Origin of the sequence: Sphaerospermopsis aphanizomenoides BCCUSP55 (genome assembly GCF_001586785.1) — a bacterium.
Taxonomy (GTDB): domain Bacteria; phylum Cyanobacteriota; class Cyanobacteriia; order Cyanobacteriales; family Nostocaceae; genus Sphaerospermopsis_A; species Sphaerospermopsis_A aphanizomenoides_A.
The window spans coordinates 1-26259 of record NZ_LUFH02000066.1; the positions used below are offsets into that span (position 1 = coordinate 1).

The following is a 26259-nucleotide window of genomic DNA, read 5'->3' on the forward strand; positions in this document are numbered from 1 at the left end:
GCCAGACCATGTACACCTGTTTATTAACGCTAAACCAACTGATAACCCATCTCAAATCATGAACAGAATCAAGGGAAGGGCATCTCATTTCTTGAGAAAAGAATTTCCTGAGTTGCTAAAACTTCCTACTTTGTGGACTCCTAGTTATTTTGTTAGCACTGCTGGCAATATTTGTACAGAAACAGTTAAACACTACATTGCTCAACAAAGAAAATAGTTAAAATCACTGAGGCGTAAACGCCTCAAATGGCTTTCATCCCTTGCCTAAAGGACGGTTAAGTTTTGGAGCGTGGCGTAAAAACTTATCCGTTCGGCTGACGCTCACGGCGAAGCCTCAAGGGTTTTCAGCCTTTTTTTTATAAAAGCAGTGTATTTAGTCTGTTCAATTCTTAATTTAGAATTAAAGTTCTTTTTTGACTGTTTTTTTCATTTTTCCCTAATTACTCTGCTTACCCAAACAAAACGAAATTAGTAGAGAATGATTAACCGTTACAGATTTTGATCAATTTACCACCCTGGCTCAGAGATGTCGTCAAAGCTGAGAGAATTTCTACTAATTCCCGACCTACCCAACCAGAGGAAACCAGTGAAGCAGTGTGATTAATAACACAAGTAACAAAGCGATCGCACACTTTTCCTAAAGGTTCTGCTTTTTCAATGTCCAGCACTTCTTGACGCTGATTAATAGGTATAAATAAATTTCCCTCTTTTGCAAATTCCCCATGTATCAGGGTTAAAGGTGATGTAGAGGACATTTCATCAAAAATCAAGCTACCTTTACTACCTACAACACCTAACCGACGCTGTTTATCAGGATTCAGCCAGCATAGGTGAACATAAACTTGAAAATTATCTGGATAGGTCAGTGTTACCCAGACTAGATCAGATAAACCAGGGTTTTCTATGGTGTTTCCCCCCACTTCTCCATTTCCCTGCAACCATACTGTACCCGTTGCTTGTACTTTGACAGGTAATTTACCTAACCAAGTATTGAAAATAGCAATATCATGAATCGCTAAATCCCATAGTGCATCAACATCCTGGCGTACTGGCCCTAAATGAGTACGGGTAGCATAACCATAACGTAAATCACCTAACTGACCTGCTTGGACTACGGTTTGACCTTTTTCTACTGCTGGGTGAAATAGGTAAGTGTGGTCAACCATCAATATCAACTGCTGATACTCTGCTAAGTGGCAAAGTTCCCGACATTCTTCTGGATCAAGAGTTAGGGGTTTTTCTGCCAAAACATGATATCCCTGTTGGAGAGCATCCTTAATTAAGTCATAGTGAGTAGTAGCGGGAGTGGCGATCGCCACTGCTGTCAGTCCCGAAATCTTCTTTACAGATTCCCAATCTGTTGTTAATAATACATTTTCATCTAAATTAAACTGCTGTTTAACTGTATTCAATTTTTCTAGTTCTGGATCTACTACAGCCACCACAATAACTTGAGGATGTGCGAGAAAATTTCGTAACAAATGCACTCCCCAACGTCCTACACCGATAACCGCAAGTTGAATTTTTGTCATTAGTTCAGTAAGTGGGCGTTAAAAATTGTCGTTATGACAAGGAAACAGGGAACGGGTAACAGAGAAGAGGTTTTGGGATATTTTACTTTTCGTTGCATATTTCAGTTTTTTTCTGTTCACCTGCTTATTAGTTATTAGTTATTAGTTATTAGTTATTAGTCATTGGTCATGAGGAACAAATAACCAGAAAATTCCTAATCCTAATTTTTAATTCTCAATCTTTTTTATGTAAGTATTCAAGATAGAAAATACTCTAAGTCAGGAGAATAAAGGCTTTTCAAGTAAGTTATGATGATTTTTAGAAAATATAACTTGTCTCTATTCCTGATTTCATAAGCATTCTGACTCTTAACTCCTGACTCCTGAATTCTTACTTTAATTCTTAATTCATTTTTCACCTGTCACCTCTTCAGAAATTGCTAAATAAGCTACTTTAGCAGCAGCTTGTTCAGCTGCTTTAATCGAGCGTCCCTTACCTTGTCCTAACATTTTCTCATGTAGCCAAACTTCAGCCACAAAACGCTCATGAGTACCGTGGGGTTGATTGACTTCCACAACTCGATACTCTGGTAAAACTTTAAATTGTGCTTGAGTCCATTCTTGCAAAGCTGCTTTATAATTAAGCCGAGCCGGATCCAGGCGAATTTCTTTTGCTAGTTGCTGGAAGTGAGGATCTAACCAAGGACGAATCAGGTTTAAATTGTGAGTGCTGAGGTAAAGCGCCCCTAAAACGGCTTCAAAAGCATCTGCTAGACGTGACTCTTGACCAATGTGATCAGCAGTAGCACTACCAGCAACAAGTAAGTATAATTCTAAACCATATTCTCTTGCCAGTTGGGAGAGAATGCGATCGCTCACCAACACCGAACGAATAGCCGCAAAATCCCCCACAGAACAATCTGGGTAATGTTCCCATAACACTACAGCAGCCACTAGGCGTACCACCGCATCACCAACAAACTCCAGTTGTTCATAATTTGCCGACTCAGAGACAGTGGCATGAGTTAGCGCCAAATCAAGCAATGGCCACTTTATCGGCCCATCTGTTGACAAACCTAACTTTTGTACTAAACTTTCAAGTTGCCGTTGACGGCGGGGATAAACGCGGGACATTTAGTAAGTGCGGAAAAAGGGCTAACAACTCTTAACTTAACATTAAATTCTAGGTGTAAATACAAAGTAGATTATTTATTTGTGGGTTTGCTAGAAATATTTTTCCTTCTATTCAATAAATTAATATCATTTTCCATAAAAAAATTTTCATAAACTACAAATACTAAAATTTTTGTACTGTTATTTGAAGGGTTTTACATTGCATGGATTATGGGTGACAAGGCAGGATGAACATAATCCCGACAATGTTGATTTACCTTCCCTTCTATTTCCTTTAATTTATTTTCACTCAGCCCTGTATATTGAATTTTTGGAAAGCCATGTTTATCCTTTATGTCTTTCGCGCCACAATAGTTTTTATTCAGGTTTTCCCACAAATCGAAACTTTATCATCTAGTTTTTTGTATTAATGTAAAAACCGAACTACATAAAAATTACACATTCATAATTCAAAAAAAGAGAGAGCAGGACATAAGCCGGGTTCTGTTCTCTTGCGAGGGCAGTTATCTATCTGGGACGCTTGTTACCAAACGCCTCTAGCGGCTCTTTACTTGCGGAACTGGTAAAAGACCAACCATAGTTCCTCTGGCCTTGCTCCCAACCGGGGTTTACCGAGCCAGCACCTCTCGATGCTGCTGGTGCGCTCTTACCGCACCTTTGCACCCTTACCAACCAATTTCAAATTTTGCAATTGAGATTTTAAATTCAATCTAAAATCAACAATCTACAATCTAAAATTGATTGGCGGTATCTTTCTGTGGCACTATCCTCACGATCGCTCGCACTGGACGTTATCCAGCAAGTTTGGTCTTTCGGGAGCCCGGACTTTCCTCAAACCAGTCTTAAAGACTGATCTGCAACCACCTGCGCCTACTCTCCCTCTAGATCCAGTTTAAGCTTTGATGGACCATTCTGTGTCAATTCATTTATCACGGAATAGATAATAATTTATTCTCCCCAACACCTCATCACCCCAACACCTCATCACCCCATCACCCCATCACTTTTTCTTATTCCAAGGCAAGGCATAAGTCCAGTGTAATTTCTCGATAGTAAAAGGACAATTGATAATTGATATCGGTGGAACATTCACACCCGGAGCTAAACCAACACGCAACTCAGATATTCTTAGCACCAGTTGAAAAGAAAATTCTACATTTTTTTTACCATCCATAAAGTCTTTGTACAAACTCTTGAACGGCTTTTGTTTTTCCATACCAGCAATATCAATCAACGGTTCTCCTGGTTGATATATTCCTGTTTCTTTGTCTCTTCTTAACACATCTTCTGCTGTCACATTTTCAGAAACTGTTTTCTTAGGAGCAATAATAGTAGGAACTTGTGGTATTGCTAAATCCCGGCTAAGGTCTGGAGATTTGCGAATCACACGGCGGGATTTTTTGCTATGTTCAACTACCCAAGAACTATTATCCCAATCAACATATACAGCTAAACTGTCTGACTTATTTTCAATGCTAATTGACAATTCTTTCAAATTATCTTTCAGCTTATCCAAAGAATATGTATCTGTTTTAAAGGAAATACCAATTTTATCTTCCAGGTTTTGTTCTTTCAATTGTTCCTCAACAGCCCCTTTTTGGAAATTTAGCGTTACCATATCGTCGATAGATTCAATCATTCGATTGAATGTGTAATATATTCCCAAAATATACGCTGTTAAAACAATAAGATTTTGATCACCACTTTGTACTGCCATAATAATGAAAGTCAACTCCTTGTAAAAACTTTAAGCTTACTTTTATTTTTGTTTAAAATTGAATGAATTAGACAACCATCCCCGTCGCCAAAAGAAGAATATTAACCCACCAGCAATAACTGCCATCAATGCCAAGCATAATGGATAACCCCAATACCAATTTAATTCTGGCATATTATAGGGTGATTTTTCCGTATTGAAATTCATTCCATATATGCCAGCCACAAATGTAAGAGGAATAAAAATTGATGAAACCACAGTTAGTAATTTCATAATTTCATTCATTTTATTGCTAACTGCTGAAAGATAGACATCCATTAATCCAGATGTCAATTCTCGGTAAGTTTCCACCATATCCATTACTTGTACAGTATGATCATAACAGTCACGTAGATATATTCTTACTTCGTCACTAATTATTTCACTACCATCTCTAATTAAAGAATTAATTGCATCTCTTTGAGGCCAAATCGCCCGACGTAGTTGTAATAATTCTCGCCTAATTTGGTAAATTTGTTGTAGCGTTTGCGGACTCGGTTTGACTATTACTTCTTGCTCTAGTTCTTCAATACGTTCGCCATAGAGTTCTAATACCGGAAAAAAACCATCAATAATTGCATCTAAGAGAGCATAAGCTAAATAATCTGATTCTTGCTTGCGAATTATGCCTTTATTTTTTTTAATTCGCGTCCTTACTCCGTCAAAACAATCATGCTCTGGTTCTTCTTGAACTGTGAGTAAATAATGTTTACCTAATACTAAACTCACTTGCTCACTATGAAATCCATAGCCTTTTGCCTTCGGTACTACCATCCGAGCAATAATCAGCAATTGGTCTTCATAGTCTTCAATTTTTGGACGCTCTGCCATATTAACAACATCTTCTAAAACTAGAGGATGTAAATCAAAAACTTTACCCAATCTTTCTAAAATATCTCTATTACCTAAACCTTGGACATCCACCCAAGAAACAGATTCTGTATCTAAATAATTAATGCAATCTTCTGGGTTGATTATTTGTTCTCGAATCAATTCGTTTTGGTTGTAGTCAATCAAAATAATATTTGGCTGTATAGCATTTTCATCAACAATTATTGTTCCTGGTATAGTCCCAGGTTGATGATAATATTCCTTAACCAAGGGCTTATTTATGACTTTGGCAGGACGGTGAATTTTTCTAATCATCAAATTTTACCTATTTTGGAGCAATTAGCAATTAGCAATCAGTAATCAGCTTTTGATCACGAAACTAACCTCAGTTTCTGTCCCTGTCATCTGTCATCTGTCACCTGTCACCTGTTCCCTGTTCCCTGTTCCCTGTTCCCTGTTCCCTGTATAAAAAACAGTTTGCCTGATTTTGTCAAGACAAACTGTAAAAAAATAAAAATTATTTACTTGGGCAAGCGGTAATTAGAACATACCCATACCGCCCATACCGCCCATACCGCCCATACCACCCATACCGCCCATACCACCCATACCAGCGTCAGGTGCAGCAGCAGCTTTCTTTTCAGGCTTTTCTACTACTATTGCTTCTGTAGTTAAAACCATACCCGCAATAGAAGCAGCATTTTGTAATGCGGAACGAACAACTTTAGCAGGGTCAATAATACCTGCGGCGATTAGATCTTCAAATTCTCCGGTAGCAGCATTGTAACCGATGTTAATATCGGTGTCTCTGACCTTGGAAACAATTACAGAACCTTCAGCACCAGCATTGTCTGCTATTTGCCGTAAGGGAGCTTCTAAGGCTCTTTTGACAATGTCAGCCCCAATTTTTTCTTCAGCATCGAGGCTTTCCTTAATCGCATCTACTTTTGTAGACAAGTGAATTAAGGTTGTACCACCACCAGGAACTATACCTTCTTCTACTGCGGCTTTGGTAGCATTGAGAGCATCTTCAATCCGCAGTTTACGGTCTTTGAGTTCAGTTTCTGTGGCTGCACCCACTTTAATTACAGCTACACCACCAGCAAGTTTGGCGATGCGTTCTTGCAGTTTTTCGGAATCGTATTCAGAGTCAGTTTCTTCCAACTGTTTGCGAATTTGAGCAATGCGCTTTTGTACTTCTGGCTTGTTATCACTACCAGAAACAATGGTGGTATTTTCCTTATCAATGGTGATTTTCCGGGCTGTACCCAGCATTTCCAAAGTAGCTGTATCCAAGCTCAAACCGATTTCCTCAGAAATCATCTGTCCATCGGTGAGAATGGCAATATCTTGTAATAAAGCTTTGCGACGTTCACCAAAGCCAGGGGCTTTAATAGCAGCGATCGCTAAAACTCCCCGTGCTTTGTTAACTACCAAAGTTGCCAAAGCATCACCTTCTACATCTTCAGCAATGATCAACAACGGCTGACCTAAACGAGCAACTTTTTCTAGTACAGGTACTAAATCTTGAATACTGCTGATTTTTTTGTCGGTGATGAGGATGCGGGCGTTTTCAAATTCCACTGTCATCCGATCGTTATTGGTGATGAAGTAGGGAGAAATGTAACCCCGGTCAATTTGCATCCCTTCTACTACTTCTAGTTCGGTAGTTAAGGATTTGGATTCTTCAACGGTGATGACACCATCTTTGGTGACTTTCTCCATTGCTTGTGCCAGCATATTGCCGACTTCTTCATCGTTACCAGCGGAAACTGTGGCGACTTGAGCGATACCTGCGGCGGGCGATGCCAACGCATTTCCTTCTACTGGCTTGGCCACCTTAGCAATTTCTTTGACCAGCGCCTCTACGGTTTTATCAATTCCTCGCTTTAATGAAATCGGATTTGTACCTGCTGCTACGTTCTTAAGCCCTTCCTTGACTAAGGCTTGTGCTAGAACAGTGGCAGTTGTGGTTCCATCTCCAGCTGTATCCTTGGTTTTGGATGCCACTTCTTGGATCAGTCTTGCGCCAGTATTTTCTAAAGGATCTTCTAGTTCAATTTCTTTGGCAACGGTGATACCATCGTTGACAATTTGGGGAATACCAAATTTTTTTTCTAACAGAACGTTGCGGCCTTTTGGTCCCAAGGTGATTTTTACCGCATCTGCTAAGGCGTTAATGCCTTTTTCTAGCGCCCGCCGTGATTCCTCATCAAATGAAATAATCTTAGCCATGTTTGATTTCTCTATCGCTTCCATTAGACAATTTAGCACTCACAGGACAAGAGTGCTAAGTTCTTCAGCTATTCAATTTCATAAATACTCATAAAAAATTGATTAATATTACAGTTGATGCTCATTTTGGATACTAGCAGTAATGGTTGAATCGGGAGATGAATTTAGACAACTCCCTTAGTTCCCTTGGAATTGCTAACCCTAGCGGCACCGGCTGGTTGGCGGTAGTATTTACTTTTATTTTGGCTTGGCTTGTGACTTGGCGTTTAATTCCGACAATACGTCAATTTGCCTTAAGAGTAGGTTGGGCTGACCAACCAAACGCCCGACGATTGAATCGAGAACCTTTACCTAATGCCGGGGGTTTGGCTATTTATGCCGGCGTAATTGCTGCTTTAGTATTAGCTAGTCTCTTACGACCCATTGAACTCCAAGGCGTATTGGCTCAGGTATTAACAATTTTACTGGGAGGTTCTATTTTAGTTCTGGTTGGCTTTATTGATGATCAATTTGGCTTACCACCTTCTGTACGCTTGTGGGCGCAGATGATCACAGCTTTGTTGCTGGTGGCTAATGGCATCAGTGTTCAAGTTACTTTTGGTACACCTATCGACTCACTGTTGTCAATGGCTTTGACTGTATTGTGGGTAGTAGGTATTACCAATGCCATCAACTTGATGGATGGTATGGATGGTTTAGCTGGCGGGATCAGTTTTATTACTGCTATGAGTTTGTTAGGGGTTTCTGCTCAGTTTGATAATCGGGCAGCAGCAACCCTGGTATTAGCTGCTTTGGGAGGTGCAGCACTAGGCTTTTTACGCCACAATTTTCACCCTTCACGGATCATCATGGGTGATGCTGGGGCATACTTTTTCGGTTATGTACTAGCAGCAACTAGCATTTTAGGAAAACTTCAACAAAATACGGTTTATGCCCTTGTGCCGACGGTTTTATTTCTGCTATTGCCAGTGTTAGATACTACTCAGGTATTTATTAGAAGACTTTTAGCCGGAAAAAACCCTTTAAGTACACCCGGTAAGGATCATTTACATCATCGTTTATTGGCTTGGGGTTTTTCCCAACGTCGTGCGGCTTTTACTTTGTGGTCTGTAACTTTATTTTTTAATGTATTAGCTATGACTGCCCAAGGTATGACCTTACCTGTGATCTTGGCTTCTGCGGCTAGTATTATTTTGCTTTTAGGTTTTACGGTTCTGCAAAGAATTAAGAGCAGTTAGGTGACAGGTGACAGAAGGCAGAAGGCAGGAGGCAGGAGACGGGAGAAATTAACCTGTTCCCTGTTCCCTGTTCCCTGTTCCCTGTTCCCTGTTCCCTGTTCCCTTGTTTGCAAATTACATCACCATGCCACCATCAACATTAAATACTTGTCCGGTGATATAAGCTGCTGCGGGATCTGCTGCTAAAAAGCGTACCATACCAGCAATTTCTTCTGGTTGCCCAAAGCGACCAAGTGGGATAAATTGTAAAATCCCTTCGGCTTTGATATCACTGGTCATGTCGGTGGTAATAAAACCAGGAGCAACTGCATTCACAGTAATTCCACGAGTAGCGAGTTCCTTAGCAACAGTTTTGGTAAAACCGATCACACCTGCTTTCGCGGCGCTGTAGTTGGCCTGTCCGGGGTTGCCCATTTGTCCAGCAACGGAGGAGATATTGATAATTCGCCCTGAACGTTGTTTGAGCATAATTTTACTCACAGCTTTTGTACATAAAAATACACCTGTTAAATTTAAGTCTATTACGGCTTGCCATTCTTCTAGCTTCATTCGCAACAGCAGGGTGTCGCGGGTAATACCAGCGTTATTGACTAAGATATCAATGCGTTTGAATTTGTCTAAGGTGGTGTTAATCAGTGTGTCTACTTGATCAGCTTGGGAAACGTCTGCTTGCAGAGCGATCGCTTCTCCTCCGTTAGCTGTAATTTCTGCAACTACTTGGTCTGCTGCTGCACTGGAACTGGCATAGTTAACTACGACTTTTGCGCCTTGGGATGCTAGTTGCAGAGCGATCGCCCGTCCAATTCCTCTGGATGCACCTGTGACAATAGCAACTTGACCCTGTAATAATGTCATTGAATTTTCCTTAATCTTCGAGATACCGCGCTCATTATTTTATGGTGATTTGGTGATTAAAGTATTTAGGCTCGTTGTTGTCAAAGCCAGTAAATGGCACAAGTAGCTGGAAAAACAGTTATTTACGCTAATGTGGTAAATGATTATAAGTTCACGAATTAACCCATCATTTTGTTTGATTCAATCATGTACATCTTGGGGAAAATATACCAATAATGTAGGAATGTGGGAATGTTTACCCAGCTTTTCCAAAACTATCGCTTCTTTTTCAAAGAGTTTGAGAAAACGCTGATCATTTTTGTGGAGAATAACATTATACATGATGGAAGAGTGATACAGCATATTGCAGATCTGTAAGGTACAAATTTTTATGACAAAGCCTTGCACCAAAAGGGTTTTATTGCTGAATGCTGACCGCTGACTGCTGAAAGCTGCTGTATGTCTCTTCCATACTTTGTGAAAGAACACATTTCTCAAGAAAACATAAAATTGCACCGATTCTATTTACTAAGAACTACTATTAAAACAAACAATTAAAAATCGGTGTGTGCCATCATGACAACTAAAAAGGAATTTAACAGCTTTGAAGAAATGCTATCAGGTTCTGATGTACCAGTTTTAGTAGATTTTTACGCTGACTGGTGCGGTCCATGTAAGATGATGGGTCCAATTTTAGAACAAGTTAATGCTCAATTGCAAGACCGTTTAATAATTGTCAAAATTGACACTGAAAAGTACACAGGACTAGCGAATCAGTATCACATTGAAGCCTTGCCAACCTTGGTACTATTTAAGAATGGTCAACCAGTAGATAGAATTGAAGGTGTGCTTCAAGCACCACAACTAGTTCAACATCTGAAAACTTTAATTTAATTTGGTAATTAGTGAATAAGGGAACAGGGAACAGGGAATAGATAATGATTTATTCTCCCCATCTTCCCCTGCTCTCTTCCCTGTCACCTGTCACCTGTCACCTGTCACCTGTCACCTATTTTTATGAACGACGCGCATTTAAGCAACACCATTCTTTTCTTTTCCACAAAGTAGCCACAACCCAACCATTTTGTTCCAAAACATCAGCCACAGCTTTAGATTGTTCTAGTAAAATACCACTAAATATTCCCCAGGTACTTGGTTTAGTAATAGCTCCTATTTCTGGAATTAACTCAATAATTACATCAGCCAAAATATTACAGACAATACCATCTACTGGTTGATCAATTATTTTTGTCAAAATGTCTATACTACCCAGGGCAGGAATCAACTGTTCTGAATTAATATCATTGAGGGCGCGATTGCTGAAAGTAGATTTGACCGCCAAGGGGTCATTATCAACTGCGTAAACCTTCTCTGCACCCAGAAGTATTGCACCAACCGCAAGAATACCAGAACCGCAGCCAATATCCGCGATTACTAAATTCTCTTTTTTTTCCTCTGTTGCCAGGAAAGAATCAGGCACTTCACTGAGGCGCATTTCTAAAGATTCTAGACACAGTTGGGTTGTAGCATGATTCCCTGTACCAAATGCCACACCAGGATCAAGGCGAATTACTAACCTTTCTCTAGACTGAGGCAATGGTAGCCATGCAGGGTTAATCAAAAAGCGATCGCCTATTTCTTGAGGTTGCCAATATTGTTTCCAGCTACTAGACCAATCTTCTTCATCAATCAAATTCCAATGTAGCAGTGGAGATGGCAACCCGATACACAAAGCATCTTGACGCAACCATAGTGACAGCGCCGACAAATCCAGTAGCTGTGCTTGAAAGCTAGGCAAATAAGCCTTTAATAGAGCAGAATTCCCTTTACTTTCACTAGCTGTTCCACGACAACCAAAATTTTCCAGTCGCCAAAAGATAGAATCTTCTAGGTCTGGTTCACATAAAATTTTCAGTTCCCACCAGGTATTAGCCATAAAATTTTAGATTTTAGATTTTAGATTGGTTATGGGTAATTGATGATTGCTCATTTAAAAAACAATAACTTAATTACCTGTTTTCAATCCAAAATCCAAAATCCAAAATCCAAAATTAGAGTGTGACTGTATAGGCATCCCGAATGCCGGGTACTTTCGTAATTTCGTCTAGAATGCCATCGGGTAAAGGATCATCAATACTCAAAGCCATGACCGCATCACCACGGACAATTTTGCGTCCTACCTGCATACTGGCAATATTGACATTGAAACTGCCCAGTAAAGAACCGAGTTTCCCGATAATTCCCGGCATATCCCGGTGCAGAGTAAACAGCATATATTTGCTAGGTGGCACGTTAATGGGGAAACCATCCACATCTGTTAGGTGAATTTCCTTATCGCCCAACAACGCACCTGTGACAGAATGAGTTCCCAAAGTACCTGTCGCTTCCAAATGCAGCGATCCTGCATAATCTCTTGCTGAGGCATCCCGTGTTTCAATTACCCGAATACCTCTTTCTTTGGCTTCTATGCTGGCGTTGACATAATTTACTCGTTCCCGCAAAGCTTGGTAAAGTAATCCTTTTAAAGCAGCAACTACTAAAGGCTGACTTTTATTTGTTGCCAGTTCCCCTTGGAGTTTAACAGTCAGTGTTTCTACCCTGCCACCTGCTAGTTGTCCGACCAAATTACCCAAGGTTTCTGCCAACTGCATATAAGGTTTGAGTTCTTCCAAGATATCGGGGCCAAGTCCAGGAATATTTACCGCCGAACGGGCTGGTAGTCCTAAAATAACATCACGGATTTGTTCAGCTACATCTATGGCTACGTTGACTTGGGCTTCGGTGGTGGATGCACCTAAGTGGGGTGTGAGGATGACATCTTTACCGAGCGATCGCAACTCAGATTCTCCCAATGGTTCGGAATCGAACACATCTAAAGCTGCACCACCGATTTTACCTTCTTTAATCGCTGCTGCCAAGGCTGCCTCATCAATGATACCACCACGAGCGCAGTTAATAATTCTCGCATTTGGTTTCATCTTCGCCAAAGTTTTAGCGTTGATTAAATTGGTGGTTTCGGGAGTTTTGGGAATGTGTAAAGTAATATAATCTGCTTGCTGGAATAGCAAATCTAAATCTACCAACTGACAACCTATTTGTTCTGCTCGTTCTGTAGAAATAAAGGGATCATAAGCTAATAACTTCATTCCCATCGCTTTGGCTACAGCCGCAACATGGGAACCTATTTTCCCTAAACCGACAATACCCAGGGTTTTCTTATATACTTCCGCACCGACAAAAGTTTTTCTGTCCCATTCTCCGCGTTTGACAGAAGCATTGGCATCGGGAATATGACGAGATAAAGATAACATCATTGCCAATGCGTGTTCAGCAGCAGCAATGGTATTTCCTTCCGGAGAATTAACGACTACAATACCTTTGCGAGTGGCAGCAGGAACATCCACATTATCCACACCTACACCAGCACGACCAATAATTTTTAACTGTGTGCCAGCTTCAATAATTTCTTGCGTGACGCGAGTTCCAGAACGGATCATTAGCGCGTCATACTCACCAATAATTTCTATTAATTCTGCTGGTTTTAAACCTGTTTTGACATCTACGGTTGCAACTTGCGAAAGAATGTCAATACCAGCTTGATCAATCGGATCGGAAACAAGAACCTTGGACATGATTACTTCATTTATAAATCTAGGTTTTCCGCAAGCATTCAGCTATTAGTGGTCAGAAGTCAGATTTTTAACAGTTACGCCCAAAATCATATATTTGATAATTTACTGTTTGATAAAACATTCTGACTCCTGACTCCTGATTCCTGAATTCTTACGAATTTGCTGGACAAGAATTTTAAGTTTAGTCTTTATCTGTCTCAATTCAGCAAAAATTATGTGTTTCTATAAAACTGGCCATCACGTACTTCTAGGGCGTAATTCTGCACAGCTTTGGTAATTTCTTCCCGTAAATTTGTATAAACTTTAGCAAACGGTGGTTGTTTTTCTGAAAGCCCTAATATATCGGAAGTCACTAAAATCTGTCCATCACATTCTGAACCTGCACCTATACCAATAGTGGGAATACGCAATTTTTGGGTAATTTGTAATGCTAGTTGGGGCGGGATATGTTCTAATACTATCGAGAATACACCAGCTTGTTCGAGGGCGATCGCCTCATTTAAAATTCTCTCTCCTGCTGCTTGGCTTTTTCCCTGTTGTCTTAAACCCAATTGATGTATTGATTGTGGTGTTAAACCCACATGACCCATGACGGGAATTCCTGCTTGTACCAACCGCGCTACAGTTTCTACCATTGCTGGATAGCCACCTTCTAATTTTACCGCCTGTGCGCCAGTTTCTTTCAGCACTCTGCCAGCGGAATGCATCGCTTGAGAAATACTTTCTTGATAGGTTAAAAATGGTAAATCAACCACCACCAAAGCCCGCTTTACGCCACGACGCACTGCTTTGGCGTGGTGAATTATTTCTTCTAAAGTAATTGGCAGTGTAGTTTCATATCCCAGCACCACTGCCAGAGAATCTCCCACCAAGATTAAATCTACACCAGCAGCATCTAAAAGTTGAGCGATCGCATAATCCCAAGCAGTCAAAGCGACAATTGTCCGTCCCTGCTGTTTCCATTGAATTAATTGCTGGGTAGTAATTGGCATAAAAAATAGAAGGAGTTCAGGAGTTCAGGAGTTCAGGAGTAAGAGGTGACAGGTGACAGGTGACAGGTGACAGAAAGAAGGAGTATGGCTTACGCCAAGCTGCGCTATCAGAAGTTCAGGAGTTCAAGGAGTTCAGGAGTATGGCTTACGCCACGCTTCGCTATCAGGAGTAAGAGGAAAGAACGAAAATTTCCCCATGCCTCCCCTGCTTCCCCTGCTTCCCCTGCCTCCCCTGCTTTCTTCACTGTCACCTGTCACCTGCCACCTACACCCTTACTTCACACTGCGGCCAAAACCAAAATGAGGTTGTGCCTTATCCATTGTAGGCATTAACCAAGCTAGTCCCTCGCTGGTTCCCACCCATAATTTATTGCCAAGATCAGGTGCAATAGTTAATACCCGACTGGAAGGTAGTCCCGCTACTCTGTCTAACAAAGTACCTGTGTTAGGATTTAACCTTAACAAGCCATTGGTAGTACCAACCCAAACGCTACCATCTTGAGCAAAGCGGATTGAAGTTACATTTCTGCCCCGCAAAGGAGTTACAGACCTCAGTACAATGCCATTTTTGGGATTAATTACCAAAAGTTGATTTGGCATCCCAGCCCAAATTAACCCTTCGGGACTGATAGCCAAAGTTTGTACTGTCGTCCCTGGTAAATTATTTATCCTCTTCATAATCAAGGCACTGGCGGTATTCATCCGTACCAGTCCATCCAAAGTCCCCACCCAAAGATGACCTTCAGCATCTAAAGTCATGGCGTTAGCACTAACACCAGGTAGATTTTTAACTGTGGTCATAATTAAGCCTTGGTCGGGACTAATCAAAGCTAAACCGCTATCAGTACCTGTCCACAAATAACCGCGTTTATCAATCAATAGCGATAATACCCGCTTGGAAGGCAATAATAAATTTTGGGCTGTAATTTCATTAGTACGGGGGTCTACTCTGGTCAAACCTTCATAATTGCCCACCCACAAACGACCGACTTTATCTTGTGCTAATGCATCAATAGTAATATTTGGTAAACTAACACGAGCAATTACATTACCAGTATTTGGATCAATCCGCGATAAACCGCGCCAAGAACCCACCCACAGATTACCGGCAAAATCTCCTAGTAAGTGACTAATACGATAATCAGTTTCTGTTTCTCTCTCTTGCACATCCCGGTCATCGGGAAGTGGGTCTACTCGTTTTGGTGGTGGTGCGATAGGGTAGGTAGCAGTGGAATTAGTGGGATTAGTATCAGGTTTTTGTTGCGCTTTTGCTGGAATTCCTGTGCCTGGTGTCGCTATTAGCCCCAGCAGGATAGAAAGCATTAATAAACGAGTACGTCTATGAAATAATACCACGGTTTTATATCCTTTCGAGTACCTAAGAACTCGGTCATGCAAAATGCAATACAAAGAAATAATGGTAAGCCTAATCTGAAACTGTACTGCTATACAACTAATAATCACCATTTGTAAAGCAGTCTTAACAAAAAGTTTAAAATAATCTTTAATAAGAAATTTAAATATATAAGTTAAAAACTTTCAAAGGATAACTTATTGAATTCTTGATATATTGTGAGACAAGTTACAAATTCCGTCGTGTGCAATTTTTTATCTTTGCCTCACCCTGGAGCTAAACCGCAGTTAGTGAAGTTTCCTTATATATCTTTTTACCCAATCAAGAAAAGATATCAGGAGAAAAAACTGGGGAAATAAGCTAAAAAGCCTAAAAAACCTAATTTTTCCTAGTTTTAAGGCATAAATTCCAATCATGCCCGTCAAGCATTGAAGTTTCTCTGAAATTAAGCAGGTTTAGTAGGGTAAGCAAAAGATATATAAAAGACTTTGTGTTCGTGGAACGAGGGAAAAACTCAAGCGCCTAGATGTGCGCCTCTACTATATAGAGACAACTAGAAAGGTGCGGTTATTTGCTACCGCTGCCGAATGTTTTTCGCACAAACAACGCTACCCTCAACCAACAGCCGACCCTTAAATATAAGTTCTTCTTATATCTTTAATGAGAAAAGGAGAAAGATCAAGGGTGATAAAAAGTTGCACATAACGTGATTTGATAGTAAAAAGAGTGACTTCTTGGAAGGAAAATATGTCTTACGCGCAAACGAAGACTCAGGCAAAAGCTGGGTATCAAGCTGGGGTTAAAGATTACAGACTAACTTATTACACACCCGATTACACTCCTAAAGATACAGATTTATTAGCAGCATTCCGGATGACACCCCAACCCGGAGTTCCTCCCGAAGAAGCAGGTGCTGCGGTAGCTGCTGAGTCTTCCACAGGTACTTGGACAACTGTATGGACAGACTTGCTCACCGACCTAGATCGCTACAAAGGTCGTTGTTATGATATCGAACCAGTTCCTGGTGAAGATAATCAATATATTGCTTACGTTGCTTATCCTCTAGACTTGTTTGAGGAAGGCTCCGTAACCAATATGTTGACCTCTATCGTAGGTAACGTATTCGGTTTCAAAGCCTTACGCGCACTGCGTTTGGAAGACTTGCGGATTCCTGTTGCTTACCTGAAGACTTTCCAAGGTCCTCCTCACGGTATTCAAGTTGAACGCGACAAGTTGAACAAATATGGTCGTCCTTTGTTGGGTTGTACCATTAAGCCCAAATTAGGTTTGTCTGCTAAGAACTACGGACGCGCTGTATACGAATGTTTACGCGGTGGTTTGGACTTCACCAAAGACGATGAAAACATCAACTCTGCACCATTCCAAAGATGGCGCGATCGCTTCTTGTTTGTAGCAGAAGCAATCCACAAAGCACAAGCAGAAACTGGCGAAATCAAGGGTCACTACCTGAACGTAACCGCTCCTACTTGCGAACAAATGTTGCAACGGGCTGAGTACGCTAAAGAACTCAATATGCCCATCATCATGCACGACTACCTGACCGCAGGTTTTACCGCTAACACCACCTTGGCTCGTTGGTGTCGTGATAACGGTATTTTGTTGCACATTCACCGCGCGATGCACGCCGTTATCGACCGTCAAAAGAACCACGGTATTCACTTCCGTGTATTGGCTAAAACCCTGCGTATGTCTGGTGGTGACCACATCCACACCGGTACAGTTGTTGGTAAGTTGGAAGGTGAACGCGGTATCACAATGGGCTTCGTTGACCTCCTACGTGAAAACTACGTTGAGCAAGACAAGTCTCGCGGTATCTACTTCACTCAAGATTGGGCTTCTATGCCTGGTGTAATGGCAGTTGCTTCCGGTGGTATCCACGTATGGCATATGCCCGCACTAGTTGAAATCTTTGGTGATGACTCCGTACTACAGTTTGGTGGTGGTACACTTGGTCACCCCTGGGGTAACGCTCCTGGTGCAACCGCTAACCGTGTTGCTCTCGAAGCTTGTATCCAAGCTCGTAACGAAGGACGCAACTTAGCTCGTGAAGGTAATGACATTATCCGCGAAGCTGCTAAGTGGTCTCCTGAGTTGGCTGTTGCTTGCGAACTGTGGAAAGAAATCAAGTTCGAGTTTGAAGCAATGGATACCGTCTGATGATTTAGGATTTGCGATTTTGGACTATTGGATGAATTTAAAATCCAAAATCCAAAATCTAAAATCTATAGGGCTGGGTCAAGCATGAATCTAAAGCAAATTGCGAAAGACACAGCCAAAACAATCCAAAGCTACCTCACTTATCAGGCGCTAAGGACTGTATTGGCACAGCTAGGCGAAACAAATCCTCCTCTAGCACATTGGTTGCAAAACTTTTCTGCTGGCAAAATCCAAGACGGAGAAGCGTATATAGAGGAACTGTTTCGAGAAAAGTCAGATTTGGCTTTGCGGATTATGACTGTCAGGGAACACATAGCGGCAGAAGTGACAGATTTCTTACCAGAAATGGTGCGTACTGGCATTCAGCAAGCCAACATGGAACAGCGTCGCCAGCATCTAGAACGTATTACGCAACTAAATTTATCAAGTCCCAGCCCAAAAACTGAACAGCAGACAATCTTCGATCCTAATTTGGATGATTTATCTGGTTAGGATTAGGTGTAAGCGCCAAAAACCTAGTAGTAAAAAATAGCCACTTATAAACAGCCATGCAAACTTTACCAAAAGAGCGTCGTTACGAAACCCTCTCTTATTTGCCTCCTCTGTCTGACGCGCAAATTGAAAAGCAAGTTCAGTACATTTTGAACCAAGGTTATATTCCCGCAGTTGAATTCAACGAAACTTCTGAACCTACTGAATTTTTCTGGACAATGTGGAAGTTGCCTTTGTTTGGTGCTAAAACCACCCGCGAAGTATTAGGTGAAGTTCAAGCTTGCCGTTCTCAGTACGGTAACTGCTATGTTCGTGTTGTTGGTTTTGACAACATCAAGCAGTGTCAAGTTCTCAGCTTTATCGTTCACAAACCCAGCAGATACTAAGTTCTGATTTGGTTTAAATAGTTTGTTGTTTGGAGAGGTAGAGTTTTCTATCTCTCTCTTTTTTTTAACGCAGAGGAACGCGGAGGTAACGCAGAGGAACGCGGAGGGCTAGTAACGGAAAATTCGTTTTAATTACAGAAATCTGGATAATTTATGTTTGGAGTTCCCTAAGTTTTAGCTTTTAGGAATGTTTTAATGCCTTGTCTACTGCTATCATTTGCATATTTTTACAAGTTGCTAACAGCCTCTACAATTTTTTGAGCAACAAACGGTAAAATTTCCCGACTTTTAGCTTGCGTTTTCCCTTCTGTAAATACTACTAACGAATAAGGACGTTGATCTGGTAATTCAATATAAGCCGCATCATGGCGCACAGAGCTTGTCCAACCAGCTTTTGACCAAATTTGACTATTTTCTGGTAAACCACCGCCTAAGAAGCCTGTAACTTGGTCTTCTTCTACATCTTGGGGTAAGTCATCGGGGTTAAGACTGCGTTTGAGTAACGACATCATTTGTTGCGATCGCCCACTGGAAACCGCTACTCCACCGACGATACTATGTAATAATCTGGCGGTAGCATTGGTAGTCAGCATATTGCGATTTTCAAACATCTCTCCATAAAATGCCCTTTCTCTTCCGAATGGACCATCACCCCAGGTTTTTTGACAGACGTTTATTGTCCCTATTTCTTCCCAACCCAAGGACTGATAATAGCGGTTAACAATATTGCGTTGATATTTCCAAGTTTCAAAGGGTCCGGTAGGTAACTCTGGACCAGAAGTAGTACCGCTAAGAATATCGACAATTAAACTGGTAGCGTCGTTACTAGAGTCAATTATCATATCACTCAAGGCTCGTTCCAATTCTTTGGAAGTGTTAGTCATGCCTTTTTCTAGCCATTCATGAACTGCTACTAAATAAAACAACTTGACGACACTAGCGGGATAAATACGTTCTCCACCACGATAATTAAAACCCCGCACTGGATGATGCCAAAAAGCATCAGGAGTCAGCGCACCACCTGTATTTACAGGAACGGGAGGATCATAAACAACCCATGTTAATGCAATTTGGTCACGGTTTAAACTGGCAAATTTAGACCAAGTCGCTTCTAAAATTTGATTACCGAGATTTTCTAGTTGTTCGTCTTTATGAAAAAAAACCATTTGTGAATTATTTCCTTATGGTATCAGGAGTTTCGTTTCTCGCTTAATCCTATCATTGCCTGTATAATTACGGAGATAGTAACTATGATTAGGCTGATTTTAGGTAATTGATCATGACATTTGATTTAACAAGGTTTTATCAAGCTTGCAACCCGAATAAAACTCTTGATCAAAGCAAAGCTGAAGATAGGCAATACTATATTGATTTTTCCGAGGTGCGGAGTGCAGAAATAATTAGAGAATTAAAACGAACTATTACTCTACTTTCTCCAGAATCACCGACTTGTCAATTATTTACAGGACATATTGGTTGCGGTAAGTCCACTGAGTTGCTGCGCTTGAAAGCAGAATTACAAGAACAGGGATTCCATGTAGTATATTTTGAGTCTAGCCAAAGTTTAGATTTAGCTGATATAGATATTACAGATATTTTACTGGCGATCGCCCGCGAAGTTAGTCAAAGTTTAGAAGCAGCACAAATTAAACTCAAACCAGGATATTTTCAAAATTTATTTACCGAAATAGCTGAATTTTTACGTTAAAAATAATCCCCTAGACAAATACCCCACTATTAGACCTATTTATGGCTTAAATAATATCCTCGATAATATCAGTGACCATAATATATTTAAAGGCCATCAGCATACTGTCAGAAGGGTGAGTTTCAGCCCCGACGGCAAAACCATCGCTACGGCATCCTCAGACAATACAGCGCGGTTGTGGCCTGTGAGGAATTTAGATAGGGCTTTAAAGGATGGTTGTGCTTGGTTGCAGGATTATTTGCAGAATCCTAATGTGGGTTTGAGTGAGGAGGATAGGCGGTTGTGTGATGATGTGAAATAGTCAGAATCAGGATATCCAGGATTTAAGGATTGACAGGATGTGGTTTGATAGTTGTCTGTTGGTGTTTGCGGTTTTTGTTGTCAGAATCCTGTAAATTCGGTTCTTCAGTACCTAATATGCTAAATTGTTCTGATAAAATCCGAAAAGGCTTACCAGATAAGGGAAATAATGTTGGTTATTGAAGAAAATGTCTGAATATTCCTTCTTAATCTCTGTTAAGAGTTCCCTGTTAAGAGTTCCCTCGAACCAGTTGTTAAATTAGCATAACAAGTACGGTAGAGCCGTAAATTCTTTAATACTGGACATCCTGATTCTGACAAAATCTTGAAAATCCTTTAATCCTGGACATCCTGATTCTGACAATATTAATTATGTCTTTAAACTTACTAATTCCACCTTCTCCTACAAAAGAATATAACTGTAAAACTAACCTAAATATCTATGATTCTCCTGAATGTGTCCGTTTAGCAACTCAAGCCGCAAAAGGACGACATTTAAAAATTACATCCAATCATCAAGATACAACTATAGAGGTTTGTTTATGTGAAGATGACTATCCAGGATGGTTATCTGTTCAAGATTTGCAATTTCTCCAACCTACAGAAATAATATATCAACCTCAATTCGTCTCAACCGCAGAAATTCAACAACGCATACCGGAAATTATCGCTTTCACTCAAGCAGCAAAACAAGTCGATAATTATTATCTTTGGGGTGGAACTGTAGCACCTAATTATGATTGTTCTGGTTTAATGCAAGCTGCTTTTGTATCTGTGGATATTTGGTTGCCAAGAGACGCTTATCAACAAGAAGCTTTTACCCAACCAATTGATATTAATGAACTAAAACCAGGGGATTTAATCTTTTTTGGCACTCCTCAAAAAGCAACCCACGTAGGTTTGTATTTAGGTGATGGTTATTACATTCACAGTTCAGGAAAAGAACAAGGACGCAACGGAATTGGTACTGACCAACTTTCAGAACAAGGTGATAAAGTCAGTCAGACATACTATAAACAATTACGCGGTGCTGGTAGAGTTGTGAAAAGCTATGTTGGTCAATTGATAATTGACAATTGATAATTGACAATTTCCTCGTTCCCATACAGAGTATGGGAATGAATGTGAAAGGCGCTGGCTTTAATGATACTAAAGGTATAACCTCTATGATAGAATTCCCAATCTCTGACTGGGAACTAGAGATAACGAGATAATGTAAAATTAACCATCAGCGATCGCCAATCAGCAATGACCAATTACCAATTACCAATCACCCATCACCAATTACCAATTACCCATCACCAATTACCAGATGTTTCCGTAGTTGTACCGATTAAAGATGAAGTAGAAAGCTTGCCTTTATTACTAGAAGCGATTTCTTCTACTCTGACAGCTAGTGAGGTGAGTTATGAAATTATCTGTGTAGATGATGGTTCTACTGATGGTTCTGCCCAATTTCTCAAGGAACAGGCACAAATCCGCACTGATTTAAAAGCGGTGATTTTGCGGCGTAATTACGGTCAAACTGCGGCTATGTCTGCTGGTTTTAATTATGCCACAGGTAAAGCAATTGTTACCTTAGATGCTGATTTGCAAAATGACCCTGCTGATATTCCCATGTTATTGGCAAAGTTGGATGAAGGTTATGATTTGGTGAGTGGTTGGAGACAAAATCGCCAAGATGGGGCTGTAAATCGTCTACTTCCTTCTAAAATCGCTAATTGGTTAATTCGTCGCACTACCAGCGTCTATATTCACGACTATGGTTGTTCTCTCAAAGCCTATCGTGCTGAACTAGTGGCAGATATGAACCTTTACGGTGAATTACATCGGTTTTTACCTGCTTTAGCTTATATAGAAGGGGCAAGAATAACAGAAATGCCTGTGCGTCATCATGCACGACGCTTTGGTAAAAGCAAATATGGAATTTCCCGGACTTTCCGGGTATTAATGGATTTGTTAACGATTCTATTTATGAAAAAGTTCCTCACTCGTCCCATGCACGTTTTTGGGTTGTTGGGTTTGCTGTCAATGGTGATTGGTGGGGGAATAGGAATTTACTTGACTGTCATTAAATTGGCTTTCCATGCGGATATCGGTAATCGTCCTTTATTAATTTTGGCTGTTTTATTGCTAGTAACTGGTGTGCAGTTATTCTGCTTCGGTCTTTTGGCAGAATTGCTGATGCGTACTTATCATGAATCTCAGGGAAGACCCATATATCGGGTGCGGGAAGTAGTGGCAAAAAATGTTAAGTAACGTAACAATAGGAATACAAAATTACTTGTCATAAAATTGCATCTGCCGTGAAAGCTTTTGATACTTTTGACGCTAGTCTGCGGCGAAATCTACTGATATTATTTGCAGCGGGTTTATTATTCTGGTCAAGTTTAGCTTCGTTGTTACCTACTTTACCTTTATATATTGAGTCTCTTGGGGCAACCAAGCAACAAATTGGTATTGTCATGGGTAGCTTTGCCATCGGGATGTTACTATTTCGCCCGCAAGTGGGAATGTTAGCAGACCGTCGGGGTAGAAAGATTGTGTTACTGATTGGCATGACAGTGGCTGCGATCGCACCTTTGGGTTATTTAGTAGTAAAATCACTGATAGCTTTAATGATAATTCGTGCCTTTCATGGCATCAGTATTGTTGCCTTTGCCACAGCTTACCTCACCTTAGTCGGAGACTTAGCACCAGAACACCGTCGTGGTGAAATCATTGGTTATATGAGTTTGGTAAATCCCATCGGTGTAGCACTAGGGCCAGCTATAGGTGGATATTTACAAGCAACTGTAGGTTATACAGCATTATTTCTGTCATCTGCTACTTTAGCTAGTTTGGGCTTAATATGTATCTTGCCCATTGTCAATCCACCTGTAATTGAACAGCCTAAAAATTCCACCGATGATGGATTTTGGCAACTGCTGATTAGTCCCCGTGTGCGTGTACCTGCTATTGTCTTGTTACTAATAGGTTTGGCTTTAGGTACTGTACATACTTTCATTGCCTTGTACATTAAATCAACGGGAATAGATTTAAATGCCGGGTTATTTTTTACAGCTGCTGCTATATCGAGTTTTGGTATTAGATTAGTTGCAGGTCGGGCTTCTGATAAATATGGACGCGGTTTATTTGTAACTTTCAGCCTGGTTGCTTATTCTGTGGCATTGGTATTTATTTGGCAAGCCAACAGTGCTTTAATTTTTGTCATAGGAGCCGTTCTTGAAGGTGCAGCTTCTGGAACTGCCATTCCCATGATTTGTACCATGATGACAGATAGAGCCTTACCCCATGAACGGGGGCGTATATTTGGCGTATCTTTAATGGGATTCGACGTGGGACTGGCAATAGCTGGCCCATTTGTGGGTTTTGTTGCCCAACAAATCGGCTACCGCAGTACGTTTGGTTTTACTACTGGCTTAACTGTGCTGGCTATTCTGATTTTTGTCACCCAGTCAAGTCAAAATATCTCCAAGTCTCTCCGTTTTGCCTTTGGTCTTGGAGAAGATGCCTATGCTTTGAAAAGTAAGATCTAGGGTCAGAAAAGTTTAGATTTTAGATTTTAGATTGGAGTTGACAAAAAGATTCCAAAATCCTTTTATCTAAAATCAAAAATAAAGAACCTCTGCCACCTTTCCAAAAACAAATTGCACAATCCCGAATACCGAGTTTGTGCAATCATTATCTTTATTAAACGGGCGAGGAGGGATTCGAACCCCCGACACCGTGGTCCGTAGCCACGTGCTCTAGTCCACTGAGCTACACGCCCTTAACCAACGAATCCTATAATAACACTAACTTTGCAAATTATGCAAGATAATTTTTCTAATTTTTCTCAACTTACCCATCTCAACTCTCAGGGAGAGGCGCAAATGGTTGATGTATCAGGCAAAGTCGCCACTGTGAGAGAAGCTGTAGCTAGAGGCCAGGTGCGGATGCTGCCAGAAACTTTTGCGGCTATTGAAGCGGGAAACACTCCCAAAGGTGATGTTTTAGCAACGGCTAAGTTAGCGGGGATTATGGCTGCTAAACAAACAGCTAATTTAATCCCCCTCTGTCATCCTTTGCCTTTACAAAAAATTACAGTGGAGATTACACCTGATGAGCAACTACCTGGCTATCAAATTTATGCCACAGTCAAAACTAAGGCGGAAACTGGTGTGGAGATGGAAGCTTTAACTGCGGTTTCTGTTGCGGCTTTAACTTTGTATGATATGGCTAAAGCTTTAGAAAAGTCGATTCAAATTGAATCTATTAGTTTGGTCAGCAAGACAGGCGGTAAATCGGGAGATTTTAGGTTTTAGGTTTTAGGTTTTAGGTTTTAGGTAAGAATTCAGGAGTCAGAAGTCATCACTAAAGCCCTTTTAATGCAAGGCTTGGTCATAAAAATTTGTACCTTATTGATCTGCAATATGCTGTATGGTACAAAAGTGCAAAAGAAGTAACTCAAAAATATTTCTTGAAAAGCTATGTCTACTTCAATCAATAATGCTTTAGAAGCAGGGCGTATCTATAGAGTTACAGGTGGCATTCATACTGAGATGTTACGTAGAGAAATCTATCAAGCTTGGGAAAGGTCACACCTACAAGGAGCTAATCCCCACGCGCTAAAAGCTGAAAAACTATCCAGTTTAGAAACAGAAAGGTTAATAGATAAACACAGTTATTTAATTCATATAGTTCGTCCCTATTTTCGTAATCTATCCCTAGCTGCGGGGTCAGAACGTCATGCGGTCATGTTAAGTGATGCCAACGCAATCTTAATAGATTTAATAGGTGATGATCAAACTGTACAAGCTTCAGAATCATTTCCCAGTCCTGGTACTTTACTATCAGAATCTGTTGCTGGAGCTAATGGTATTGGTACTACTTTAGCTGAAGAAAAGTATGTGGAAATTGTAGCAGCAGAACATTTTATAGAAGGCTTTCATCCTTTTACTTGCCAAGGTATTCCCCTGCGTAACGAAAAACAAGAAGTTGTTGGTGTTTTAAGTATTTCTCTGCGTTCTCCTCAAGCTCGACAGCGATTGAAAGAAATATTTTTGTGTGCTTCTAGAGGCATTGAAGCAGAATTCATAGTAGCAAATTTAGAAAACAACATTCGTCGTGTGTTAACATCAAATCCTGATGATTATCAGCCATTAGAACAACTACGTCAGGATATTATTCAAGGACATCACGCAGCACGTTTAAAATTAGAGGTTAGCTCTCGAATGTTAGCTGTTAACCGCTTAGACTATGCCATGAACTTACTTCAACAGGCAGAAAAATCAATTCAGATATTTCGTCAGCGGGCGGAAATTTGGCGCAATTTGGCATCATCTGATGGCGGCACAGTTCAACTTATATCACTTACTGAGAGTCTGGGGGGTTTAGTTGATATTTTATCAACTGAAGTGGCAATTCGTAAGGTTGAAGTTATCACTGACTGGCAAGAAAAAATTATAGTAAGAGCAGATTTGATAACCCTTTCCCGTCAATTACTCCGCTATTTTTTGCAAGCTTTGGAAAGTGCTGGTAAAGGGGGAGCAGTAAAGGTTGTAGCTGCAACGATGCCTAATTCTGAATCAGCCCAAGTTAGTTTTACTGCCATTCCTGGATTAAATAATTCTCAATTTGAGCCAATTAATTACGTTTTTTATATACCAATAAAATAGAAAAGAGGATAATAAAAG

At 40.6% G+C, this 26259-nt stretch carries 24 protein-coding genes, 1 tRNA gene, 1 other RNA gene and 1 pseudogene; 13 read left to right on the top strand and 14 right to left on the bottom strand.

The genetic code is table 11. From position 1 onward, the window contains the following. Positions 1-217 (top strand): IS200/IS605 family transposase (gene tnpA / locus A0J48_RS16830; protein ID WP_200325013.1); only part of this gene is annotated, 217 nt, incomplete at its 5' end. 265 nt (positions 218-482) lie between these two features. On the opposite strand, the gene A0J48_RS16835 is transcribed toward tnpA, so the two are convergent. From A0J48_RS16835 to groL, 6 genes are all read right to left on the bottom strand, one after another. After that, on the bottom strand, positions 483-1532 hold the full coding sequence (locus tag A0J48_RS16835; protein ID WP_200325015.1) for a Gfo/Idh/MocA family protein: 1050 nt from the start codon (positions 1530-1532) through the stop codon (positions 483-485). Between the two features lie 387 nt (positions 1533-1919). Then, entirely contained in the window at positions 1920-2645 is a 726-nt protein-coding gene (gene rnc / locus A0J48_RS16840; RefSeq protein ID WP_200325017.1) for a ribonuclease III, read from the bottom strand. Between the two features lie 457 nt (positions 2646-3102). After that, an RNA gene (gene rnpB / locus A0J48_RS16845) (RNase P RNA component class A) lies at positions 3103-3522 on the bottom strand. A 123-nt stretch (positions 3523-3645) separates the two neighbouring features. After that, the gene (locus tag A0J48_RS16850) at positions 3646-4362 is read right to left on the bottom strand and encodes a hypothetical protein (RefSeq protein ID WP_200325019.1); all 717 of its coding nucleotides are present in this window, start codon (positions 4360-4362) and stop codon (positions 3646-3648) included. 42 nt (positions 4363-4404) lie between these two features. Next, on the bottom strand, positions 4405-5547 hold the full coding sequence (gene corA / locus A0J48_RS16855; protein ID WP_200325021.1) for a magnesium/cobalt transporter CorA: 1143 nt from the start codon (positions 5545-5547) through the stop codon (positions 4405-4407). Positions 5548-5772: 225 nt separating this feature from the next. Beyond that, on the bottom strand, positions 5773-7467 hold the full coding sequence (groL, locus tag A0J48_RS16860) for a chaperonin GroEL (RefSeq protein WP_200325023.1): 1695 nt from the start codon (positions 7465-7467) through the stop codon (positions 5773-5775). Positions 7468-7625: 158 nt separating this feature from the next. Here groL and A0J48_RS16865 point away from each other — a divergent pair, with 158 nt between their 5' ends. Next, positions 7626-8705 (top strand): MraY family glycosyltransferase, encoded by a 1080-nt coding sequence (locus A0J48_RS16865; RefSeq protein ID WP_200325024.1) that lies wholly within the window; start codon positions 7626-7628, stop codon positions 8703-8705. 114 nt (positions 8706-8819) lie between these two features. Here the strand turns inward: A0J48_RS16865 and fabG are convergent, their stop codons facing one another. Next, positions 8820-9560 carry a 3-oxoacyl-[acyl-carrier-protein] reductase gene (gene fabG / locus A0J48_RS16870; RefSeq protein ID WP_200325026.1) on the bottom strand — a complete coding sequence of 247 codons (741 nt, stop codon included), beginning with the start codon at positions 9558-9560 and terminating at the stop codon, positions 8820-8822. A 180-nt stretch (positions 9561-9740) separates the two neighbouring features. Then, the gene (locus tag A0J48_RS16875; RefSeq protein ID WP_234300977.1) at positions 9741-9881 is read right to left on the bottom strand and encodes a hypothetical protein; all 141 of its coding nucleotides are present in this window, start codon (positions 9879-9881) and stop codon (positions 9741-9743) included. Positions 9882-10115: 234 nt separating this feature from the next. Between A0J48_RS16875 and trxA the strand changes: the two genes are divergently transcribed. Then, the gene (gene trxA / locus A0J48_RS16880) at positions 10116-10433 is read left to right on the top strand and encodes a thioredoxin (protein WP_200325030.1); all 318 of its coding nucleotides are present in this window, start codon (positions 10116-10118) and stop codon (positions 10431-10433) included. Positions 10434-10554: 121 nt separating this feature from the next. Here the strand turns inward: trxA and prmA are convergent, their stop codons facing one another. The 4 genes from prmA to A0J48_RS16900 all read right to left on the bottom strand — a co-directional run bounded on the left by prmA (position 10555) and on the right by A0J48_RS16900 (position 15519). Then, positions 10555-11475, bottom strand: coding sequence for a 50S ribosomal protein L11 methyltransferase (gene prmA, locus A0J48_RS16885; RefSeq protein WP_200325032.1), 921 nt, complete (start codon positions 11473-11475; stop codon positions 10555-10557). 115 nt (positions 11476-11590) lie between these two features. Next, positions 11591-13171: a phosphoglycerate dehydrogenase gene (gene serA / locus A0J48_RS16890; RefSeq protein WP_200325034.1), complete on the bottom strand. Its 1581-nt coding sequence runs from the start codon at positions 13169-13171 to the stop codon at positions 11591-11593. 212 nt (positions 13172-13383) lie between these two features. Further along, a complete protein-coding gene (panB, locus tag A0J48_RS16895; RefSeq protein ID WP_200325036.1) occupies positions 13384-14163 on the bottom strand; it encodes a 3-methyl-2-oxobutanoate hydroxymethyltransferase in 780 nt (259 codons plus the stop codon). A 273-nt stretch (positions 14164-14436) separates the two neighbouring features. Next, a complete protein-coding gene (locus A0J48_RS16900) occupies positions 14437-15519 on the bottom strand; it encodes a ligand-binding sensor domain-containing protein (protein ID WP_200325038.1) in 1083 nt (360 codons plus the stop codon). Between the two features lie 745 nt (positions 15520-16264). Between A0J48_RS16900 and A0J48_RS16905 the strand changes: the two genes are divergently transcribed. From A0J48_RS16905 to A0J48_RS16915, 3 genes are all read left to right on the top strand, one after another. Further along, positions 16265-17695, top strand: coding sequence for a form I ribulose bisphosphate carboxylase large subunit (locus A0J48_RS16905; protein WP_200325040.1), 1431 nt, complete (start codon positions 16265-16267; stop codon positions 17693-17695). Between the two features lie 84 nt (positions 17696-17779). Continuing rightward, complete coding sequence (gene rcbX, locus A0J48_RS16910) at positions 17780-18187, top strand: RuBisCO chaperone RbcX (protein ID WP_200325041.1); 408 nt, start codon at positions 17780-17782, stop codon at positions 18185-18187. A gap of 56 nt (positions 18188-18243) precedes the next feature. Further along, on the top strand, positions 18244-18573 hold the full coding sequence (locus tag A0J48_RS16915; RefSeq protein ID WP_200325043.1) for a ribulose bisphosphate carboxylase small subunit: 330 nt from the start codon (positions 18244-18246) through the stop codon (positions 18571-18573). A 227-nt stretch (positions 18574-18800) separates the two neighbouring features. Here the strand turns inward: A0J48_RS16915 and A0J48_RS16920 are convergent, their stop codons facing one another. Then, positions 18801-19739, bottom strand: a complete 939-nt coding sequence (locus tag A0J48_RS16920; protein ID WP_200325045.1) for a serine hydrolase — start codon at positions 19737-19739, stop codon at positions 18801-18803. 113 nt (positions 19740-19852) lie between these two features. Between A0J48_RS16920 and A0J48_RS16925 the strand changes: the two are divergent. From A0J48_RS16925 to A0J48_RS16945, 5 genes and pseudogenes are all read left to right on the top strand, one after another. Then, a pseudogene (locus tag A0J48_RS16925) lies at positions 19853-20278 on the top strand (ATP-binding protein); the annotation flags it as partial. 85 nt (positions 20279-20363) lie between these two features. Further along, a complete protein-coding gene (locus A0J48_RS16930) occupies positions 20364-20582 on the top strand; it encodes a WD40 repeat domain-containing protein (RefSeq protein ID WP_325078845.1) in 219 nt (72 codons plus the stop codon). A 371-nt stretch (positions 20583-20953) separates the two neighbouring features. After that, positions 20954-21661 (top strand): C40 family peptidase, encoded by a 708-nt coding sequence (locus tag A0J48_RS16935; protein WP_200325047.1) that lies wholly within the window; start codon positions 20954-20956, stop codon positions 21659-21661. Positions 21662-21829: 168 nt separating this feature from the next. Next, positions 21830-22840, top strand: coding sequence for a glycosyltransferase family 2 protein (locus tag A0J48_RS16940; protein WP_200325049.1), 1011 nt, complete (start codon positions 21830-21832; stop codon positions 22838-22840). Positions 22841-22887: 47 nt separating this feature from the next. Continuing rightward, positions 22888-24120 (top strand): MFS transporter, encoded by a 1233-nt coding sequence (locus tag A0J48_RS16945; protein WP_200325051.1) that lies wholly within the window; start codon positions 22888-22890, stop codon positions 24118-24120. A 159-nt stretch (positions 24121-24279) separates the two neighbouring features. Here the strand turns inward: A0J48_RS16945 and A0J48_RS16950 are convergent. Next, a tRNA-Arg gene (locus A0J48_RS16950) sits at positions 24280-24353 on the bottom strand. A 40-nt stretch (positions 24354-24393) separates the two neighbouring features. On the opposite strand from A0J48_RS16950, the gene moaC reads away from it, so the two are divergent. Then, positions 24394-24888, top strand: a complete 495-nt coding sequence (gene moaC, locus A0J48_RS16955; protein WP_200325053.1) for a cyclic pyranopterin monophosphate synthase MoaC — start codon at positions 24394-24396, stop codon at positions 24886-24888. 165 nt (positions 24889-25053) lie between these two features. Further along, on the top strand, positions 25054-26241 hold the full coding sequence (locus A0J48_RS16960; RefSeq protein ID WP_200325055.1) for a sigma-54-dependent Fis family transcriptional regulator: 1188 nt from the start codon (positions 25054-25056) through the stop codon (positions 26239-26241). Positions 26242-26259: the final 18 nt, after the last annotated feature.

Bases quoted from the DNA above. Each gene is read 5' to 3' on its own strand.
- A0J48_RS16835 (WP_200325015.1), bottom strand. From the start codon at position 1,532: ATGACAAAAATTCAACTTGCGGTTATCGGTGTAGGACGTTGGGGAGTG.
- rnc (WP_200325017.1), bottom strand. From the start codon at position 2,645: ATGTCCCGCGTTTATCCCCGCCGTCAACGGCAACTTGAAAGTTTAGTA.
- A0J48_RS16850 (WP_200325019.1), bottom strand. From the start codon at position 4,362: ATGGCAGTACAAAGTGGTGATCAAAATCTTATTGTTTTAACAGCGTAT.
- corA (WP_200325021.1), bottom strand. From the start codon at position 5,547: ATGATTAGAAAAATTCACCGTCCTGCCAAAGTCATAAATAAGCCCTTG.
- groL (WP_200325023.1), bottom strand. From the start codon at position 7,467: ATGGCTAAGATTATTTCATTTGATGAGGAATCACGGCGGGCGCTAGAA.
- A0J48_RS16865 (WP_200325024.1), top strand. From the start codon at position 7,626: ATGAATTTAGACAACTCCCTTAGTTCCCTTGGAATTGCTAACCCTAGC.
- fabG (WP_200325026.1), bottom strand. From the start codon at position 9,560: ATGACATTATTACAGGGTCAAGTTGCTATTGTCACAGGTGCATCCAGA.
- A0J48_RS16875 (WP_234300977.1), bottom strand. From the start codon at position 9,881: ATGTATAATGTTATTCTCCACAAAAATGATCAGCGTTTTCTCAAACTC.
- trxA (WP_200325030.1), top strand. From the start codon at position 10,116: ATGACAACTAAAAAGGAATTTAACAGCTTTGAAGAAATGCTATCAGGT.
- prmA (WP_200325032.1), bottom strand. From the start codon at position 11,475: ATGGCTAATACCTGGTGGGAACTGAAAATTTTATGTGAACCAGACCTA.
- serA (WP_200325034.1), bottom strand. From the start codon at position 13,171: ATGTCCAAGGTTCTTGTTTCCGATCCGATTGATCAAGCTGGTATTGAC.
- panB (WP_200325036.1), bottom strand. From the start codon at position 14,163: ATGCCAATTACTACCCAGCAATTAATTCAATGGAAACAGCAGGGACGG.
- A0J48_RS16905 (WP_200325040.1), top strand. From the start codon at position 16,265: ATGTCTTACGCGCAAACGAAGACTCAGGCAAAAGCTGGGTATCAAGCT.
- rcbX (WP_200325041.1), top strand. From the start codon at position 17,780: ATGAATCTAAAGCAAATTGCGAAAGACACAGCCAAAACAATCCAAAGC.
- A0J48_RS16915 (WP_200325043.1), top strand. From the start codon at position 18,244: ATGCAAACTTTACCAAAAGAGCGTCGTTACGAAACCCTCTCTTATTTG.
- A0J48_RS16920 (WP_200325045.1), bottom strand. From the start codon at position 19,739: ATGGTTTTTTTTCATAAAGACGAACAACTAGAAAATCTCGGTAATCAA.
- A0J48_RS16935 (WP_200325047.1), top strand. From the start codon at position 20,954: ATGTCTTTAAACTTACTAATTCCACCTTCTCCTACAAAAGAATATAAC.
- A0J48_RS16940 (WP_200325049.1), top strand. From the start codon at position 21,830: ATGACCAATTACCAATTACCAATCACCCATCACCAATTACCAATTACC.
- moaC (WP_200325053.1), top strand. From the start codon at position 24,394: ATGCAAGATAATTTTTCTAATTTTTCTCAACTTACCCATCTCAACTCT.
- A0J48_RS16960 (WP_200325055.1), top strand. From the start codon at position 25,054: ATGTCTACTTCAATCAATAATGCTTTAGAAGCAGGGCGTATCTATAGA.